We start from the raw sequence: 18,131 nt of genomic DNA, 5'->3' as shown, positions 1-18,131 counted from the left end.
AACTTGAGCTGGCTTTATATTGATCGCCACTATCTTATACTTCTATGTTACGATTCAATTCCCATCGATTGCCCTATCAGAAACGTTATCAACTGCTTCAGCAGGTGAAAAATGAAGTCAAGCAATCTCGGCTACAATCACCTCACAGAGCGGTTTTAACCCAGTTAGCCCAGGAAACTCCCCCCTTACGAATGCGGCGAATTTGGGATATCGAAGCCAAGGTGGGAAATCGTCCTAGTTTTCGACTCTCCTCCAACTGTGGAATTATCCCCGTTTTTGATCGAATTGGGGGAAAGCTGTTGATTCTCGGGGGAACAGGGGCGGGAAAAACAACAACATTAATGGGGTTAGCGAAGGTCTTGGTAAAACGGGCGATTAAGGATAATGGAGAACCCGTACCGATATTATTAAATTTAGCAACTTGGACCGATAGTGAACAATCAATTGAAAATTGGATTATTGACCAACTTAAGATTAAGTATAACATTCCCGCCGAGATCGGTAAAGATTGGCTTGAAAACTTACAAATTTTACCTCTATTAGATAGTTTGGATGAAGTGGGAAACAATCAACACAATCAATGTATTCTCAAACTCAATGAATTTTTGTCGAGTGATGTTTGTCCTCTACATTTGGTAGTTTGTAGCAGTGTAGAAGTTTATCATCATTGTGAAGCAGTTTTACAACTCAATGGAGCAATTTTACTGCGTCCACTCACCAAAAAACAAATTAGAGATTATTTGATGAATGCTCGTAGCCGAGAACTGTGGAATAATATTGCTGAGGATGAAAGCTTATTGAAGTTAGCGAAAAAACCGCTACTGCTGAGTATGATGACTTTAGCCTATGAAGAAATTTTAATCTCTTCTTGGAAGCGTTTAGAAACTTTCAAAGAACAACGACAATATTTATTTAATGCTTATATTAGATCTCAAATCGCACCTCACCGAGAACAGTCAACCTCTAGAAAGAACTGGGAAGAACGAAATTTAGAAACAGTTAGGCAGGGTTTGGAGTGGTTAGCAAAACGTTTAGAAGAAGAAAATAAATCTGAGTTTTCGATTCAAGAAATTTCCCCCAGTTGGTTACAAGATTTTGAGCAAGAAAAAAAATATAAGATTGGGGTTAAATTTATTTCGGGGTTGATTTGGTGGGGAATTGTGGCTTTCATTGCAATCGGGGTAATTGTTCGTTCAATTTGGGTGGTTTTAGGCGGAATGATTTTAGGTATAATTTGGGCGGCTATCTATAAGCGATTTGCGATTAATGACTGGATAAAACAGTTTGTTTTACGAAGCTTTTTGTCTTTAAAAGGTTATCTTCCTTGGCAAACTAATCAGTTTTTAGATACAGCAACTAAACGCTTACTTTTACAGAAAGTAGGTCGTCGTTATCGGTTTATTCATCGTCTACTTCAACATCATTTTTCTCAACTGTAATTTTGATTGTTTGAATAAAGATACAGAGGGTTTAATACCGATATAAATCAAGCGAATGTCTATCCTAAAATATCCAGAAAAGCTAGAGTTAGTCGTATTATGTCGGCAAAATATCGATTTGACAATGCGGTAAAAAGAGGGTTAAAAAGTGACAGATGATCCCCTCTATAGTGAATATCAAAAATTAAGCGATCGCTTTGATTAAAAGTGCGATCGCCCTCGGTTTTTTATTCAGTTTTAAGCTAAGTTACTAGACTTATTCTCCGCCTTGAAGCTTGAGTAACAGAAAGCCACCTGCTAAACCGACTAAAACGATAGAAAAGCACAAGACTGAAACATAAATGATTTCACCAGCCATAGATTTTGATCTCTCCTTGATGTTATCCTTTTTAAATCTAGTATTTTAGTGTCCCTTTGGTCAAGCTTTTTTCCTCATTATACATTTGCGACTTTCTCGACAATAGCTTTCCCAATTTCTAGGGAAGCGGTAGCAGCCGGAGAGGGAGCGTTACAAACGTGCATGGCGTTACGTCCTTCTACAATTAAAAAATCATCCACCAGTTTGCCATCATTTTTCAACGCTTGCGCCCGCACTCCTGCATGAGTTGGAATTAAATCTTCTGATTGAACTTCAGGGATTAAACGTTGTAAACTCTGAACAAATGCCGCTTTATTAAAAGAGCGAATAATTTCTTCAATGCCATCTTTGGCGTGTTTGGTGGCGAGTTTCCAAAACCCCGGATAAGTCAGTGTATCAACGGTATCTGCAAAGTCAAAATCAGTCTTTTTATAGCCTTCTCGTTTCAGACTTAAAACAGCATTAGGCCCAGCATGAACATTCCCGTCAATCATCCGGGTAAAATGAACCCCTAAGAAGGGAAAATTGGGATTTGGAACTGGATAAATTAGAGTTTTAACTAAATGGCGTTTTTCAGGAATGAGTTCATAGTATTCACCTCGGAAGGGAATAATTTTAGCTTGGGGTTTGACTCCACCTAACTGAGTAATTCTATCACTATAGAGTCCCGCACAATTAATTAAAAATTTAGCTTTAAATTCGCCTTTATTGGTTTGAATTATTGCCCCTTCTGAGGTATTTTTAATAGTCTCTACTTTTGTCGAAAGTTGGAGTTTTGCCCCTCGTTCTGCAATGATTTCTGCGTATTTTTGGGCAACTTGAGTATAGTTAACAATTCCCGTTGAATTGACTTTAATTCCGGCTAAACACTGGACGTAGGGTTCAACTTCTTTGACCTGTTCTGCCGTGATTTTTTGGATTTCAAGACCATTTTCTAAACCTCGTTGATAGAGATTTTCGAGGAGAGGTAATTCTTCCGGTTCGGTGGCAACAATAACTTTACCACAAACATCATACTCAATATTATATTTTTGACAAAACTCTACCATCGACTGACAGCCTTCTCGACAAAGCTTGGCTCTTAAGCTTCCAGGTTTATAATAAATTCCTGAATGAATGACACCGCTATTATTTCCCGTTTGATGAGGAGCAAAATGGTTTTCTTTTTCTAACAGCAGAATTTGAGCTTGAGGATAACGTTGACCTAAAGCCATTGCCGTTGATAAACCAACAATTCCGCCTCCAATAATTACAAAATCATACATAAATTAACAAACTTAATCAGGTTGACAATTTTAAACTTTATCTTACCGTTTAATCTAGTTTTTAACAAGTTGTCGGCGTAAAATTTAATAATCTATTGCGGGTCAAGTTCAGGTCACTTATAATATTAGAGGAAGATCAAACGGTCAATGCTCAATTAAATGTAAATGTCATGGCATTTAATCGAATTCGAGTAGCAAAGGATAAAGCAGATTTTGTCAAAGCCTTAACTGAATCTGAGGGCAAAACAGGCCCATTTCAAACCTACGCCGATGTGATGGTATTTGCAGCAACATTAGGAATACGCCACAAAAAACGAATTCCTCTAGAAGCAGTTTCTAAGCGAGAACCGTCACCCATTTCTTTAGAGGTTTTTATTTCTCGCGGCTATGATTTGGTGATTAAACTCATCGCCTTTTTAGAAATTAATGATCCACAAATCCTTTCTCCTTTTGATACAGACTCTGAAGAAAAACGGGCGGCAATTTTTGAAGAATATGCCAATGGGGGATTAGAAGTCTTGCGAGAAGAATGTCGCGGGGCGGTGGATTATTCAGATCGATTATTATTGTTGCTGATGTCAGAACGTGATCGTGATACTCAATCAGCACCCGCTCAAGAATTTGATTTAACTCGATTTTTGAATTAAAATTTGAATTCAACGATTTCAATTCAAGTTTTTCTATGTCAAAATTAAAATACCGTCTTACATCTTATTAGAATGCTGGGAAAACAACTGCGAGAACGATCTGAAATTATTCGTTTCTTAGGAAGTGGCGGCTTTGGGAAAACCTACTTAGCACGCGATCACGATTTACCCGGAAATCCCTTTTGTGTTGTTAAACAGTTTCAACCGCAATTTCATCAACCCGCAGCCTGAAAACAGGCACAACAATTGTTTCAGCGAGAAGCAGAAGTTTTAGATAAATTAGGTCATTCTGATCAAATTCCTCGTCTATACGCTCATTTTAAACAAGTGGGAGGGGGTTATATTTTTATTCATCGCTTACTGTTAGAACATTTAGCACAAACTTATGGCAAATAGGGAAAAACAGCTAACGAGATGAAATTGAATATAAACCTGACTAGGGTTGGTGCTTTTTCTGCGAGTTAATAATTCAACCATTGAGCAATTGTTTGAGGAACAGGTAAAAGAATAACCAATAATAAAGCCAGCGTCAGCAAACCGATAAAGTCTCGAATATTATTCAATTCGCTAACATCATTCAACGCAGGTTCATCATTAAGCGGTAATAAAAACAGGATAATGGCTAAGTATAAAAACTCCTGACGAGTGAATCCCAAAACGAGAATTAAGATGCGAGAAACTTGACCAATCGCCATACTGGTTCGTTGACCCATCATCGCATGAATCATGTGACCCCCATCACAAAGACCAATGGGAAGGAAATGAAACGCGGTGAGGATTAAACCCAGATAACCCGCGATCGCCACCGGATGAAGATCGATCGCATGAGTCGCCGTCAATTGTGTTCCCAGAATTAACTTACTCAATACCGTTAACAACAGCGAAAAACGCGGATCAATGGCATTAACGTTAAAAATTCCTGTACCATCGGGTGGGATTGGAACCACAGTTGAATGCGCTAATCCCCAAATCAAAATCGGTAACGTGGCGATAAATCCAGCCCAAGGGCCAGCAATACTGACATCAAATAAAGCTCGACGGTGGGGAAGGGGTGATCGTATTTGCATAAACGCCCCAAACGTCCCGGGAAAGAACGGCACGGGAATAAAATAAGGTAAGGTGGGGCGAATTTGATAATATCGAGCCGCCAAATAGTGAACAGATTTGTGAATCCCTAAAATTGCCATCAACGCCAAAGCATAAGGTAATCCTTTCAGTAACCAACTCGGATCAGATCGCCAAATTTCTGGAGAGATCTCTGTCATTTTCACTCCCACCATTGTTGTGGTAAAAACTGTAATCACCAACAACGCCAAAGCCAGAATCGGTCGATTTAAGAAGTCATTGCGAGTAATTGTTTTGGATTTTTCGAGGAAAGGATTGGGAACGAGGGCAAAAAACGGCTGATCATTCAAATCCGTTTGAAAGACGACGATAAAGCGATCGCCAAACCGAGCCTTAATTTGATCTCGAATCGTTTGGTAGACCAGTTCAGGGTTAGAGCGGATTTGACCACGACAAATGACCGCTTGGGGCCGATGTTCTAGTTTTTGTAGGGGAAAAACTGACCAGGGAAAGCATTCACGGAGTTGACTTTCTTCGGCGGGTGTGATCACACGAGGCGGTGGTGATTTTGGTGTCGGTTCAGAAGTCATTGCTGAAGTCGATGTCGTTGACGAATCAGTTGGAGGTGGGCTTTGGCGTCCGAGTTTAACCAGGAACCAGTAAACACAAGGACAAACAATAAAGGGGATGATGATCAATTCCGGGGGAATGCGCTTCTGTTCACCATAGACAAGCTGCCAGGTACTCCAAATCAGCGCAGGTGTCATCATCACCAGCCACAAAATCCAAATCGGTGTACGGGTAATGCGAGCCACACCCCGTCGCAAAATCCAGTACGTTATCAACCCTAAAAGGAGTAACCACAACCAAAGAAGCATGATCTAATTTTACTGCGACTAATTACCTAGTCTAAAATCAACAATTAAAATGAGTAGACTGAACAAATACCAGCAGCCATTAACTCAAACTGATGCTTAGACTAAATTCTCTGCTATGCTATTATCCCACTTGAGTTCATCAGTTAGAGATCAAGGGGGAAACAGATACAATGCCTGTAAATACAATCCATAAGTTGATTATTCTAGCTTGGGATGACGATTGCCTGTTTCTAGATTAGCGTGTTGAGTGCCAGATACTATCACTCTGGCTTGGAGACCCACAGTTTCATCCCATCATTTGAGTTTAGCGAAGCATTGATTTTTATGGTAGAGTCCCGACCCGTTTCTAAACCCCCACAGCCTATCTTGGATAATGTTTGGGCTTTTTCTCCCAACCGAGAGACGTTAGGGGGAACAGCGTACTTTTTGATCGAAGATCAGACAAATATTTTAATCGATACTCCCGCTTGGGATGAGGTTAACCGGAATTTTATTGAACAACAGGGTGGACTTGACTGGTTAGTGATTACTCATCGCGAAAGCATCGGTAACGCCCGCAAAATTCAGCAAGCCACAGAATGTCATCTCCTCATCCAAGAACAAGAGGCTTATCTGATTCCCGAAGCCACTGTTACTTCGTTTCAACAGGAATTTACCCTTACTCCTCACAGCCAAATGATTTGGACTCCCGGCCACTCTCCCGGTTCGTCCTGTTTATACTCTAACTCCCAGGTCGGGATCTTGTTTAGTGGCCGTCACTTGTTACCCAATCTTCAGGGTTTACCTGTCCCGCTACGCACCGCGAAAACCTTTCATTGGCCACGACAAATTCAGAGTGTTAAACGCTTAATTGAGCAATTTTCACAGTCTACCCTGCAATTTATCTGTCCTGGGGCTAATACTGGCGCCTTACGCGGTAAACGGGTGATTGACCAAGCCTACGATCAACTTGCGAGTTTGGATTTAGAGGCGTTGTTACAGACAGAAATATTATTGTAATTTGATTCATCTTTGTTCTCTGGACTTTTGTTAAGATTTATCAATATTTTTCAGTGTATTTCTGTCTCCTCTTTCGCTTGATCTGATCCAAACTTTGGTAAAATACAGTTTGTGAGTTTAGCGATCACACGATTAAATAAATTTACCTCGATAATATTTCTCTGAAATCTGACCAAACCCTATGACTTCAACGACAACCTATCCTAACGCTCCAGATATTTCCACAGATGACTACGTGATTATCGGTTTAGCCACCTGCTTTCTCAAAGAAGAAGGGGAAGTTCATCAAGTCGAAATTATTGAACCCATTCCCTCAGCCGCCCTAGAAGCCATACTCAAAGGAATTCCCACCTCTTATCAAAAAGCTTGTGCAACAACAATAGGAGCGGTTCTCACGGGCGATACTGTACAAATTCCCCCGGAATTTCCACCCGAAGTTCAATTAGCCGATGAGTTCAAAGAAAGGTTGATCTCCGCCACCCGAACTTATAAAAGTCGCCCCAATGCTCAATCTCATATTGCTTTAGGGACAGTTTTTCAAGAGTTTAACTATTCCTTAGAACGGAAACGAATTTTAAATTCTGAGCGAATTGTTAGCGCAGAGGATAATGTTAAACAACACAGTTATACTCATCAAGTTCTTTAAGCTTTTTTAGGGGATTGGTCGGGTGTATCAGTGGGTTATCTTAAGTTAATTTCGATTAATATTTACCCGATTTGATGCGCCCTACTGTTTTGAGCTATACACTCGATGATGTATCTTACACTCCCATCGGTTTATCTCGCAAATTCTGGAGTTCCGCTTTTTACTCAGAGTATTTTCTATCAAGTTCTTCTACTGATTCCAATTATTTTTATTGAAGCTTTTATTCATAGAAAAATACTCAAACTCAAAATTTATCGTTCCATCTCTATTGCTTTTAGTACCAACTTAATCTCGACTTTTATCGGAGTTTTGTTGCTGTTAATTGCGGGTTCAATCTATTGTTGTTTGCCTTTTTATTTTCCCTTATTACCCTTAGAACTGATCGTTACACTCATCCCCATGTTTTTCGTCTCTTTTTTATTAGAATTAGCCCTTGGCTATATTGTGTTGAAAGAAGTAGAAAAAACAAGAATTCATCAATCCTTTTTCAAGGCTAATCTTTTTACTTATCTGATGCTTGAAACCTTGGCTATTACCCAACTCATTCGAGGATACTGGAGTTAAAAAGCTGAGTTTATAGACCTGTATTATCTCGCCAAGATTGAATCGCTTTTATAATAAAATAACCAATAGGACGATTAATCACTTGTTGAATTTGTTCAGCATTTTTAGGCGTTAAAGTCTCAATTAAACTCTGTTTTAAAATCGGATCACTTTCCAGTTGTTCGACAATTTCTGCTGCGGCTTTCATCTGTTCCGACGTTGTATTAATCGGATAAACTGCTTCTATTTCTTGGATAAACTGTTCAATCACTGAAATAATAGCAGCTAAGTTTTGAGGTAAAGGTTGTTGTGCTAAAATAGATTCAGAAACGGTTAAACTTTGAGGTAAATCCCGTTGTAAAGACGTTTCCAGATTAACCCTTTCCACCGATAAACTTTGAGATTTTTTTTGTTTTTCAATTTCCTCATATTCTTCTTCTCCTTTGAGAGAAACTTGAGAAATTTTTCCCGAAAACTCCGAACCGTTATCATTAGCCGAATCTAAAATAGTAGAATACCAACTTTGTTTACTTTGCAAAAATGAACGAATTAAAGCCGTAAATTCTTGAGGATTTAAAGTTCGATTCCAATCCGACGGCTGACGATAGGGATTCGGATCATTACTCTTTTCAGACGGAAGCCGTAAAAACAAATAATCACAGGTAATATTTCTCAGTTGAGTCGTGAGGGTAATTCCCCAATCTTGAATAAAAGCCCCCGTTAAAGTAGCCCCATTCAGATTAGCTTGACTTAATTTAGTTTGAATCAATTTTGCTTTCGATAAATCAGCCCCGCGTAAATTCGTAAAACTGAGATTGGCACTGATAAAACTCGCCCCGGCTAAATTCGCATTTTGTAAGCTAAGTCCCCGCAAATCTTGAAAATCATAATTCTGGTTTTGACCTTGACCTGTTTGTAATAATTCCCGAATTTGTGCATTCTCTAAATAAGTATTACCGCCTCGGACTTGATCGAGTTGTTTCGCTCCTCGCCAACGAGTTCGGATCAGTTTAGCTTGACGAAAATCAGTTCCTTTAAGATTAGCATTAATAAAATTAGCATCTGTTAAATCAGCTTGACGAAAACTTGTTCCTCCCATCGCCGCTAAATTAACCGCTAAATTGTGAACTAAAACATATTTTTTGTTGCCTTGAATCGCCTGCCAACCAATATAATCAAACCAAAACGTCACAAAAACAGCACTTGCGATCGCCATTGCACTCACCCCACCAGAAATATAACCCGCGATCGCACTCGCAGTCACCGCCACCGTTAACACCTTTGTCAGACTCATCACCCAAGCCAGACGCTTAGTCACCGCAAAAATCACCCCAAAAGCCACGGCTGATGCAAACAGGATCGCTCCTGCAAACCCCGCTAACACCCCCGCAATGGCTAAAGTACCGAGCAACGTGACAACATTCGCCAGTCCAGATATCACCCCGATAATAATCCCGACAATCGCAATTTCAATCGTATCGATAAACGCTCCCCAACCCCGTTCAATTCCCCGACGTCCACCTATAAAAACCAGGATCAGCATTAAAGCCAGTGCAGCCCAACCCGTGTTCGCGTCTTCAGGAGTGGACATATTGAAAAACAACAACACAAAATAACCCACCAACACCAAAGACAGTCCCAAGAAAACTGATAACAACCAGGCTGTCCCGGAGAGGATGACAACCCAAGCCTTGGGAAGTCCAGCTTTTGCCCCTCGAAACTTCACTTCCAACAGGGCGGTGCCTTTAAAGTTTGTTCCTTGGATATCGGCATAGCTAAAGTCTGCACCCGACAAATTTTGACCTTGAAAAGATTGATGGCGGAGGTTTTGACCTCGAAAGTCTCTGCGACCTTGAGCATAGAGTTGCGACACCTGTTGGCCTTTCATGGGGCTGTGCTTGATTTCTAAAGTTGGGCGATCAGTCAGGAGGGCGATACTCCCTTCTTCAACAACAATAGCGGATCAACTTGAATCTATTTATCTCAGAAATCAGTGATGATTTGAGTAAAGTAGAAGTAGGTCGCTAAAAGTTAATCAGATGGAACCGATCACTACTGTCGCTGGATGGGTTGTCCCAAAAGTCGGAGATCTCCTCTGGAAAGGAGCAACAGAACAGGTTAAAAAGACACTCAATAAAACAGATATAGAAAAAGCGATCGCGTCCGGTTTAAAAGTAGCCGAAGATTGGGAAAAAAAGCAAAATCTTGCCCAAAAGGGGTTATTTTATCGAGTCAGTCCTGACGGAATAAATGGAGTTTCTAAATTTCTAGAACGGGTATTGGCTGATTCGGGTGTACAGGCGGAATTACAAAAACCTTTGAGTCAGAAAGGTCAACCCGATATCGCGTTTTTAGCTAAAGTCTTTGAACAAGAAGCAACAACCTCGAAAATACCTCTCAATTCATCTGATATTTTACCTTGGATCGAGCAATTTGTCAAGGCTTATTTTGAGAAAACTTCAACTTATTTAAAGTTTCAAGTTGCCAAAGAGAACTATTTTAAACAACTCGAAAATTGGTTTGATGATGTTAAATTTGCGGGCATTTCTGTTCCTGGACAAGAGGTTGATCAATCAGAAAAATTGGCGCAAATTTTTGTGATGCCGGATGTGGTTGAAGACATTTCGACTCAAAAAAACTTAGGGGAGTGGTTAATTTCAGGTAGCCGTCAAGCCGAATTAATCCAAGAACAGCGCGAACGAGTCTTGTTTGAAAATTCATCAGGTCGAAAATTATTAGCCTCCGAACTGTTAACAGAATTTTCTTCAAAAAAAGCCGTTTTATTGGGTGCGCCCGGTTCAGGAAAAACAACTTTAGTGAGTTATTTTGCGGTGATGTTAGCTCAAAACCGACCCGAACTTTTGGGCCTGGATGTTAACGTTGACTGGCTGCCGATTTTAATTCGGATGCGGGATTTTTCCCAACACCCGAATCTCGGTATTCTCGATTTTGCGAAACAATTTGCAGAAAAGAGAATGTCTGTAAAAACGCTCTCACCTGGATTTTTTGAATATTGGCTAGAAGACGGACGAACTTTAATTTTATTAGATGGACTGGATGAAATTGCCGACGAAAGTAAACGGTCTGACATCGTTAGGCGGATTGAAAACTTTCTCGGACAGTACGATAAAAATATCGCCATTATTACCTCTCGTCCGGCGGGTTATCGGCGCGACTTTTTCCGAACTGAGGAGTTTCCCCACTACGAACTTAAACGATTTGATGATGAGAAAATTGAGCAGTTTATTAACAACTGGTATGAGAGCAGATTCAAAGATCAAACCGAAGCCGAACGCCGCAAAGATAGCCTCAGAAAAGCGCTCGATGGTAACGACAGGATTAAACTCTTGGCACGAAATCCCCTATTATTAACGATAATTGCATTGATTCATCGCTACCAGGCGGTTTTACCGAAAGAACGCTACAAACTTTATCAACGAGCGGTTGACACCCTATTAACCTCTTGGGATGCGAACAAAGAACTCTCGAATCATACCGTTCTGAACTATCTCGAATTAGATGATTTGCAACGGTTGATGGAAGGGTTGGCGTTTTGGATACATACTCAGGGAAATACCGGGGATAACGAAGGCGGTACTGTTATTGATCGGGAGGAATTGATCGAACAGTTGAGTCGAGAAATCAAAACCCTCAAACAAATTGAACGGTATCAGGCGAAGCAAGAAGCGGAACGATTTATTGAGTTTATTCGGGATAGAACCGGACTGTTAAATGAACAGGGTCAAGATTGTTATGCTTTTGTTCACAAGACGTTTCAAGAATATCTCTGCGCCCAAGACGTTAACTATCAAGCCGATAATGAGGACGATTTTGAGATTGTTTTAAATGCGATTAAAGACTGTCTTCACGATGCCCATTGGCGAGAAGTTTTGCTGTTGTTAATTTCTCAACAAAAACCGAAGAAAGCCGCCAAAGCAATTCGGGCAATTTTAAATCGGGGAAGTGAGTATGAACAATGGCTGCATCGGGATTTATTATTTGCGGGGTGTTGTTTGGCTGAATATCCGAAGGGTTTAAAAGTGGCGGATGGTGGTTTGGTTGAAGACGTTTTAGAACGGTTAGTAGGGTTGGAAATTAAACATGAAAAGCTAGTTGGAAACCGAGTCAGTGAGCAAGTTTTTAAAATTCTGTGCAGTCTCTACGAAACTGAGTTTGAAACCCAGGCGTTGCAACTGTTGAAAGAACACAGTGATCAAATTGATGAATATCGTTTGCAGAAATATCAAGTCGAGTTAGGAGAACGAGAGGAAGTTATTCAAACTCTACTGCAACAACTCACCGATGAAGATTCTGATGTGCGGGCGACAGCCGCAGAAATTTTAGGCGAATTAGGAAATCGTTCAGAAATTGTAGTAGATGCCTTACTACTAAGATTGACTGATGAGAATTATAATATGTGTTGGAAAGCTGCCAATGCTGTGAGCAAATTAGGCATAGGTTCACAAACGTTAGTAGATACTCTGCTTCAACGACTCTCTGATGAGAATTCTGATGTGCGTGGATGGGCTGCCTATGCTTTGGGTATCTTGGGCAACAGTTCACAAACGGTGTTAGATGCCCTACTGCAAACACTCTCCGATGAAGTTTCTGATATGCGTGGGAGTGCTGCCATTGCTTTGGGTGAGTTGGGCAACAGTTCACAAATGGTGGTGGATGCCCTACTGAAAACGCTCTCCGATGAGGCTTCTGATGTGCGTAGGAGTGCTGCCTTTGCTTTGGGTTTTTTGGGTAAGGGTTCACAAACGGTGGTCGATGCCCTACTGCAAACACTCTCCGATGAAGATTCTTTTGTGCGTGGGAGTGCTGCCATTGCTTTGGGTGAGTTGGGCAACAGTTCACAAATGGTGGTGGATGCCCTACTGAAAACGCTCTCCGATGAGGCTTCTGATGTGCGTAGGAGTGCTGCCATTGCGTTAGGCGAGTTGGGCAACAGTTCACAAATGGTTATAAATGCCCTGCTGCAAACACTCACCGATGAAGATTCTCATGTGCGTGAGTGGGCTGCCTATGCTTTGGGCGATTTGGGCGATAGTTCACAAACGGTGGTCGATGCCCTGCTGCAAAAACTCTCCGATGAAGATTCTGATGTGCGTGGCGGGGCTGCGTCTGCTTTGGGTCAGTTGGGCAACAGTTCACAAACGGTGGTCGATGCCCTGCTGAAAACACTCACCGATGAAGATTCTTATCCGCGTAGGAGTGCTGCGTCTGCTTTGGGTGAGTTGGGTAAAAAATCCGATGCTGTTTTTCCTGCTGTTATTGACTGGCTAGAACAACACCAAGATTCTGAATCTATTGGCAGTGGAATTGATGCGTTGTGGAATTTGTTGAGTGAATGAATTGTCAAATTTATGTTCATCCCCATTCCCGATAACAATTCTAAAGAAGTTAATCGTTAAATATATAGCAATCGGAAATAATTTTCAAATTATCTCGCCCCCAAACCCCCAATTCTGGGGGCTTTGAACGAGTTGGAGTTTTGCGAATCATTTCACACTGCTATAGCAATGTTAGCTGATTTGTAAAAAAGTAATCAAGATCACCCCCCAATGTTGGGGGGAAGGGGGGGCAATGTCGTTTACAAATGATTTCTTATTGCTATAATCCCCATTTTTACGTTGATTGAAGTCTTTCATGTTATATCAAATACGGAAAATAATGCTACACATCTTTCTCCCCACCTCCCCACCTCCCCACCTCCCTATCAATCATATGCGGATGAGAACATTTAACCCTCCAGAAAACTGAAACAGGCTTGAACGGGTAAGATTAGCGACCTTGAATTTGAGAGGATAGAATAGAAATACTGGGTAAAATAACCATAACAATGACTCTCGAAGCTTTATTCTCCCAAATCGTTAATTACCGCGATTTGATCATCTTTTTGATCCTGATTGCCCCCTGGTTAACGTGGCTAATTTGTTTTATCATTCCTGGGTATTGGGAAGAACCCTATCTCTTGAGTTTTAACCTGTGGCTGGCATTAACTACGATGTTATTTTGGGTCGGATATTTAGCCTATGCGACGAATACCGGAGGATGGTCTTTAGTGGTGAAACAGGCGGATTTTGTATTGCTAATTGTTCCTCCTTATTATCTGTTTACTTCTTTGTGGATCTCTAAACAAAGAATGCCTTTAGACTTTATTCCTGCATTTAGAACTTTAGAAGGATTTATTTTCTTAGCCGGATCTTTTCTCGCCCTATCTTGGATTTTATCACGGATTAGAATCATTTTTTTCTCGGCTTTTCCCTTTTCAACTTTTCTTGTGATTATTGCGGTGATTTTAGGGATTGGATATCTGGGTTATCGTCAGATGGTGGGAAAATAAAGAATCGTTAACTTTAAACCCTCAATTTTAGGATCAGTTGACTCCAGTTTAACCTCACCTATAACTCAGTATTTTCTTCTTCTAAAGTGAGTGCAAGTTGGTAAATTTCACGACGGGGAAGGGAGATATTTTGAGCCAGTTGACGGCTGGCTTGCGATCGCGTTAATCCCTGACGCAGTAATGCCTCTAATTCGGCTTTGATTGCACTTTCTGATAGTTTTGGTGTTTCTTGAATTTTTCCGGCGACAACGAGAGTAAATTCACCTTTGGGTTCACGATTTTCATAATGCTTGATCGCTTCTTCTAGACTTCCTCGCCAAAATTCTTCATGGAGTTTGGTTAACTCTCTCCCAAATACAATCTGGCGATCGCTTCCTAAAGTTTCTGCTAAATCTTGTAACGTTTGTCGTACACGATGAGGAGATTCATATAAAATAATAGTATGAGATTGCGATCGCAAATCTTGCAAACGTTGCTGTCGAAGTTTGTTTTTTGTCGGTAAAAATCCTTCAAATACAAATCGATCTGTTTCTAAACCCGAAACACTCAACGCCGTCAAACAAGCGCTCACCCCCGGAATCGGAATCACCGCAATTTCTGCTTCAATACAAGCTTTCACCAGTTCATATCCTGGATCAGAAATTCCCGGTATTCCCGCATCAGTAACAATGGCGATCGCTTTTCCCTGATGCAACTTTTCTAAGACTTCAGGAATGCGGCGATGTTGATTGTGTTCATAGTAACTTATTTGTGGAGTTTGAATTTGAAAATGTTGTAATAGTTTACCCGTGTGTCGGGTATCTTCTGCGGCGATTAAATCTACAGTTTTTAGGGTTTGAACCGCTCGAAAGGTTAGATCACCTAAATTACCAATCGGTGTTCCCACCACATAAAGCGTTCCTGGTTTAACTTCCATTTATTTCCAACCCACAAAGGACAGACAAAAATTTTCAATTAATCACAATTAGTAACCCATAAACAGCTAAATTCCGACAAAAGTGCTAAACACTGAGATAGGGAAAATATTTCTGGGTGTTAATATGACTCACAACGGACTATTTGTTGGATTAGTGACGCTAGACTTCCTCTATGGGGTCAGTGAATATCCAGCTCAAAATCAAAAAGTTGTCGCTTCTGATTATACGGTAGCAGCAGGGGGGCCTGCAACTAATGCGGCAGTTACATTTAGTTTTCTTAAAAATCAGGCTCAACTTTTAGCCGTGCTAGGAACTCATCCAATCAGCGAACTGATTCGAGCGGATTTAACCCAACAAAATGTGATTTTAACAGATTTAGACCCAACTCGCAGCGAACCGCCAACGGTTTCTTCTATTTTAGTGACTCCAAAAACAGGCGATCGCACGGTTGTTTCAATTAACGCCGTTAAATCACAAGTCTCTGTTGAGAGTTTACCTCAAAATTGTTTAGATGGGGTTGATATTGTCTTAATTGACGGGCATCAAATGGAAGTCAGTCAACAAATTGCGAAACTAGCCCGAGAACAGGAAATCCCGGTTGTTATTGATGGTGGCAGTTGGAAACCGGGGTTTGAAATGGTTTTACCCTATGTCGATTATGCCATTTGTTCGGCTAATTTTTATCCTCCTGATTGTCAAACTGCGGCTGATGTTTTTGCCTATCTCTATGACATGGATATTTTGTTTATTGCCCGCACCCAAGGAAATCAACCCATTCAGTATCGTAGCCCAAACCGAGAGGGTGAAATTCAAATTCCGCCGATTCTGGCGGTGGATACGTTAGGGGCTGGTGATGTGTTTCATGGGGCGTTTTGTCATTTTATTTTGCAAAGTTCTTTTGTGAAATCATTAAAAGCTGCGGCTGAAATTGCTGCTTGTTCTTGTCAATCTTTTGGAACTCGTCAATGGATCAAATCGTCTTAGCAGTTGTGTGAAAAATTTTTTCCCGTTGATCACAAAGGGTTCTTCTGGGTGTAACCTCTAAAGTAGAGGATTGATACCCGGACTGAAAATAGATTGACAAAATAGAAAAATAATGATAAACAATTAGACTAAAATTCAGTAAATTAATACAGTTAGTCCTTTTAAAATTGATAATTTTTTAGCCAAAATGACAGATTCTAAACCTCTGCGAATTACGCTCCCGCCTTTGCAAATCACCCTAGAAGATGAACAACAAGTCAGTCTTCAATGGTTAGCCCAACAATTAAATTTACCCGCTGAACCTCAGCCTCAAGTGTCTGACTCCTGGAAAACCTGGGTGGTGATTAATAAGTTATTAAATCAACCTGATGAAGTTTTAGTGCAGCGAATGGTGGAACATGGGATTGATGTGAAGTTAGCCCTCGAAGAAGTCGCGCAAGCCCCCAATCATCCTTATTATCAAGCCGGAGATCAATTTGTTCAACAGTTGCGAAAGTTGGAATCTATTCTACAAATTCAGCAGCAACTCTCGATGCTTTCCAGTCAAGCGGAAACGGTTGAACGTCGAGTGAGTCTTTATAGAGATGAATTTTTAGATGAGTTTTATTCTCAAAACAAACCTGTAGTTTTTACAGGAATAATGAACAACTGGAAAGCTTTAAATCTCTGGAATCCCCAGTATCTCAAACAACATTATGGCACGGCAACAGTAGAAGTTCAAGCCAATCGCAATAGTGATCCTGAGTATGAACTCAATGTCCAAAAACATCGGCAAAAAGTATTACTTAAAGATTATATAGATTGGATAGTCGAGAAAGGAGAAAGTAATGATTGTTATATGGTTGCGAATAATCAGAATTTAGATCGAGAAGATTTAAAAGGGTTAATGAATGATCTCGAAGTTTTCCCCGAATATCTCAACCCCGAAGACACTTCACGGCGAGTCTTTTTTTGGTTTGGTTCAGCCGGAACGATTACCCCCTTACATCACGATCCTGTTAATTTAATGTTAGCTCAAGTATTGGGTCGAAAACGGGTTTTATTGATTCCCCCTCGTCAAACTCCCTTTCTCTACAATCATGTGGGTGTGTTTAGTCAAGTTGATCCCGAAAATCCCGACTTTAACAAATATCCTCTCTACCGAAATATTAAACCCATTGAACTGATTTTAAAACCCGGAGAAGTCATTTTTATTCCGGTTGGTTGGTGGCATCATGTCAGAGCATTAGATGTGAGTATTTCCGTATCATTCACCAATTTTGTTTTTCCTAATTATTACAACTGGCAAAATCCTAACTTTGGTCGAACTTAGTTGAAACCCCCTAACAGTTGTGATCTCGATCAATAAAATATTCAGCTAAGATCAAGACATAAGGGGCATTAAATCACGGATGATTTGATCAGATTTTAGTCATTATGATTAATAGGCATTCTATGGTCAACTGTAAGCCATTTTGCAAATCTGAGGTTTATAATCGCAATGTTTTCACCATCTTCTCAAAAAAATAATACCTACGAGTACAAATCCCCTGTCGATGATATTCCTGACCCTTGCGACTGGATACAGGAACATCATTCCCTAGCTTGTGTTGCCGAAACTCTCAATCTTCTCAACCAAACCCCAAATAACGGCATTCAAGCAGGCGAAGACTTTTCTTATACCCCTGAAGGAGAATTAGTAATTGGTGTCAAAACCCGAGATATTTTGAAAGCCCATTGTGGAGATCAGCACTGGCAATATGTGCGGAATTATTTACCTATCGAAAAAGGATAAGTTTTTGACCTCAGTTGAGTCTCTATCAATTAAGCTTGGCTGCCGCTTTCTCCTGTGATCACAGCCGCACCAATTAAATGAGCCAAACGCAGAGCTTCTGGAACTTTACCACAATCTGTCAACCGCTCTAAAGCGTGAGCGATCACCAACGGTTCTTCACCGCAAACCTGAAAAAAAAAGGGCGGATAAGCATGAATTTGACCCGCACGGCGCAAAATTTGCAGTCGTTTGTCTGCATCAGGTAAACGTCGTAGCGCCTGTTCTATC

General features: G+C 40.6%; 18 protein-coding genes. 12 read left to right on the top strand and 6 right to left on the bottom strand.

Annotation, left to right across the window (positions count from 1 at the left end):
* The first annotated feature begins 44 nt into the window (after nt 1-44).
* On the top strand, nt 45-1,439 hold the full coding sequence (locus M595_RS07330; protein ID WP_040483741.1) for an NACHT domain-containing protein: 1,395 nt from the start codon (nt 45-47) through the stop codon (nt 1,437-1,439).
* Between the two features lie 256 nt (nt 1,440-1,695).
* Here M595_RS07330 and petM read toward each other — a convergent pair whose 3' ends face one another.
* Entirely contained in the window at nt 1,696-1,797 is a 102-nt protein-coding gene (petM, locus tag M595_RS07325; protein WP_009783294.1) for a cytochrome b6-f complex subunit PetM, read from the bottom strand.
* A gap of 77 nt (nt 1,798-1,874) precedes the next feature.
* Nucleotides 1,875-3,062, bottom strand: a complete 1,188-nt coding sequence (gene lhgD / locus M595_RS07320; RefSeq protein WP_023065492.1) for an L-2-hydroxyglutarate dehydrogenase — start codon at nt 3,060-3,062, stop codon at nt 1,875-1,877.
* Nucleotides 3,063-3,232: 170 nt separating this feature from the next.
* Between lhgD and M595_RS07315 the strand changes: the two genes are divergently transcribed.
* The 3 genes from M595_RS07315 (at nt 3,233) to M595_RS31065 (ending at nt 4,105) form a co-directional block, all read left to right on the top strand.
* Nucleotides 3,233-3,709, top strand: coding sequence for a DNA phosphorothioation-associated protein 4 (locus M595_RS07315; RefSeq protein ID WP_023065540.1), 477 nt, complete (start codon nt 3,233-3,235; stop codon nt 3,707-3,709).
* Nucleotides 3,710-3,781: 72 nt separating this feature from the next.
* Complete coding sequence (locus tag M595_RS31070; protein WP_023065532.1) at nt 3,782-3,940, top strand: putative serine/threonine kinase; 159 nt, start codon at nt 3,782-3,784, stop codon at nt 3,938-3,940.
* A gap of 15 nt (nt 3,941-3,955) precedes the next feature.
* Nucleotides 3,956-4,105 (top strand): serine/threonine protein kinase, encoded by a 150-nt coding sequence (locus tag M595_RS31065; RefSeq protein ID WP_023065489.1) that lies wholly within the window; start codon nt 3,956-3,958, stop codon nt 4,103-4,105.
* Nucleotides 4,106-4,170: 65 nt separating this feature from the next.
* Here the strand turns inward: M595_RS31065 and M595_RS07310 are convergent, their stop codons facing one another.
* The gene (locus tag M595_RS07310; RefSeq protein ID WP_023065506.1) at nt 4,171-5,652 is read right to left on the bottom strand and encodes a site-2 protease family protein; all 1,482 of its coding nucleotides are present in this window, start codon (nt 5,650-5,652) and stop codon (nt 4,171-4,173) included.
* A gap of 324 nt (nt 5,653-5,976) precedes the next feature.
* Between M595_RS07310 and M595_RS07305 the strand changes: the two genes are divergently transcribed.
* The 3 genes from M595_RS07305 (at nt 5,977) to M595_RS07295 (ending at nt 7,861) form a co-directional block, all read left to right on the top strand.
* On the top strand, nt 5,977-6,651 hold the full coding sequence (locus tag M595_RS07305) for an MBL fold hydrolase (RefSeq protein ID WP_023065502.1): 675 nt from the start codon (nt 5,977-5,979) through the stop codon (nt 6,649-6,651).
* Between the two features lie 181 nt (nt 6,652-6,832).
* A complete protein-coding gene (locus tag M595_RS07300) occupies nt 6,833-7,297 on the top strand; it encodes a hypothetical protein (protein ID WP_023065545.1) in 465 nt (154 codons plus the stop codon).
* Nucleotides 7,298-7,402: 105 nt separating this feature from the next.
* Complete coding sequence (locus M595_RS07295) at nt 7,403-7,861, top strand: hypothetical protein (RefSeq protein WP_023065535.1); 459 nt, start codon at nt 7,403-7,405, stop codon at nt 7,859-7,861.
* Between the two features lie 10 nt (nt 7,862-7,871).
* Here M595_RS07295 and M595_RS07290 read toward each other — a convergent pair whose 3' ends face one another.
* Nucleotides 7,872-9,728 carry a pentapeptide repeat-containing protein gene (locus tag M595_RS07290; protein ID WP_023065510.1) on the bottom strand — a complete coding sequence of 619 codons (1,857 nt, stop codon included), beginning with the start codon at nt 9,726-9,728 and terminating at the stop codon, nt 7,872-7,874.
* Nucleotides 9,729-9,879: 151 nt separating this feature from the next.
* Between M595_RS07290 and M595_RS07285 the strand changes: the two genes are divergently transcribed.
* Complete coding sequence (locus M595_RS07285) at nt 9,880-13,197, top strand: HEAT repeat domain-containing protein (RefSeq protein ID WP_023065527.1); 3,318 nt, start codon at nt 9,880-9,882, stop codon at nt 13,195-13,197.
* Nucleotides 13,198-13,685: 488 nt separating this feature from the next.
* A complete protein-coding gene (locus M595_RS07280; RefSeq protein WP_023065577.1) occupies nt 13,686-14,189 on the top strand; it encodes a hypothetical protein in 504 nt (167 codons plus the stop codon).
* A 58-nt stretch (nt 14,190-14,247) separates the two neighbouring features.
* Here M595_RS07280 and rsmI read toward each other — a convergent pair whose 3' ends face one another.
* Nucleotides 14,248-15,105: a 16S rRNA (cytidine(1402)-2'-O)-methyltransferase gene (gene rsmI, locus M595_RS07275; protein WP_023065518.1), complete on the bottom strand. Its 858-nt coding sequence runs from the start codon at nt 15,103-15,105 to the stop codon at nt 14,248-14,250.
* A 124-nt stretch (nt 15,106-15,229) separates the two neighbouring features.
* Between rsmI and M595_RS07270 the strand changes: the two genes are divergently transcribed.
* The 3 genes from M595_RS07270 (at nt 15,230) to M595_RS07260 (ending at nt 17,864) form a co-directional block, all read left to right on the top strand.
* Nucleotides 15,230-16,090: a sugar kinase gene (locus M595_RS07270; RefSeq protein ID WP_023065573.1), complete on the top strand. Its 861-nt coding sequence runs from the start codon at nt 15,230-15,232 to the stop codon at nt 16,088-16,090.
* A 187-nt stretch (nt 16,091-16,277) separates the two neighbouring features.
* Entirely contained in the window at nt 16,278-17,402 is a 1,125-nt protein-coding gene (locus tag M595_RS07265; protein ID WP_023065542.1) for a cupin-like domain-containing protein, read from the top strand.
* Nucleotides 17,403-17,570: 168 nt separating this feature from the next.
* Nucleotides 17,571-17,864 (top strand): hypothetical protein, encoded by a 294-nt coding sequence (locus M595_RS07260; RefSeq protein ID WP_023065569.1) that lies wholly within the window; start codon nt 17,571-17,573, stop codon nt 17,862-17,864.
* Nucleotides 17,865-17,893: 29 nt separating this feature from the next.
* On the opposite strand, the gene M595_RS07255 is transcribed toward M595_RS07260, so the two are convergent.
* Nucleotides 17,894-18,131: endonuclease dU (locus M595_RS07255; protein ID WP_023065507.1), on the bottom strand; the 238-nt coding region annotated here is incomplete at its 5' end.

Source organism: Lyngbya aestuarii BL J, assembly GCF_000478195.2.
GTDB lineage: Bacteria > Cyanobacteriota > Cyanobacteriia > Cyanobacteriales > Microcoleaceae > Capilliphycus > Capilliphycus aestuarii.
This window is presented reverse-complemented; position numbering and strand designations above follow the sequence as displayed.

Excerpts from the sequence above, each read along its gene's own strand:
- M595_RS07330 (WP_040483741.1), top strand. The coding sequence starts at position 45 with ATGTTACGATTCAATTCCCATCGATTGCCCTATCAGAAACGTTATCAA.
- petM (WP_009783294.1), bottom strand. The coding sequence starts at position 1,797 with ATGGCTGGTGAAATCATTTATGTTTCAGTCTTGTGCTTTTCTATCGTT.
- lhgD (WP_023065492.1), bottom strand. The coding sequence starts at position 3,062 with ATGTATGATTTTGTAATTATTGGAGGCGGAATTGTTGGTTTATCAACG.
- M595_RS07315 (WP_023065540.1), top strand. The coding sequence starts at position 3,233 with ATGGCATTTAATCGAATTCGAGTAGCAAAGGATAAAGCAGATTTTGTC.
- M595_RS31070 (WP_023065532.1), top strand. The coding sequence starts at position 3,782 with ATGCTGGGAAAACAACTGCGAGAACGATCTGAAATTATTCGTTTCTTA.
- M595_RS07310 (WP_023065506.1), bottom strand. The coding sequence starts at position 5,652 with ATGCTTCTTTGGTTGTGGTTACTCCTTTTAGGGTTGATAACGTACTGG.
- M595_RS07305 (WP_023065502.1), top strand. The coding sequence starts at position 5,977 with ATGGTAGAGTCCCGACCCGTTTCTAAACCCCCACAGCCTATCTTGGAT.
- M595_RS07300 (WP_023065545.1), top strand. The coding sequence starts at position 6,833 with ATGACTTCAACGACAACCTATCCTAACGCTCCAGATATTTCCACAGAT.
- M595_RS07295 (WP_023065535.1), top strand. The coding sequence starts at position 7,403 with ATGATGTATCTTACACTCCCATCGGTTTATCTCGCAAATTCTGGAGTT.
- M595_RS07290 (WP_023065510.1), bottom strand. The coding sequence starts at position 9,728 with ATGAAAGGCCAACAGGTGTCGCAACTCTATGCTCAAGGTCGCAGAGAC.
- M595_RS07285 (WP_023065527.1), top strand. The coding sequence starts at position 9,880 with ATGGAACCGATCACTACTGTCGCTGGATGGGTTGTCCCAAAAGTCGGA.
- M595_RS07280 (WP_023065577.1), top strand. The coding sequence starts at position 13,686 with ATGACTCTCGAAGCTTTATTCTCCCAAATCGTTAATTACCGCGATTTG.
- rsmI (WP_023065518.1), bottom strand. The coding sequence starts at position 15,105 with ATGGAAGTTAAACCAGGAACGCTTTATGTGGTGGGAACACCGATTGGT.
- M595_RS07270 (WP_023065573.1), top strand. The coding sequence starts at position 15,230 with ATGACTCACAACGGACTATTTGTTGGATTAGTGACGCTAGACTTCCTC.
- M595_RS07265 (WP_023065542.1), top strand. The coding sequence starts at position 16,278 with ATGACAGATTCTAAACCTCTGCGAATTACGCTCCCGCCTTTGCAAATC.
- M595_RS07260 (WP_023065569.1), top strand. The coding sequence starts at position 17,571 with ATGTTTTCACCATCTTCTCAAAAAAATAATACCTACGAGTACAAATCC.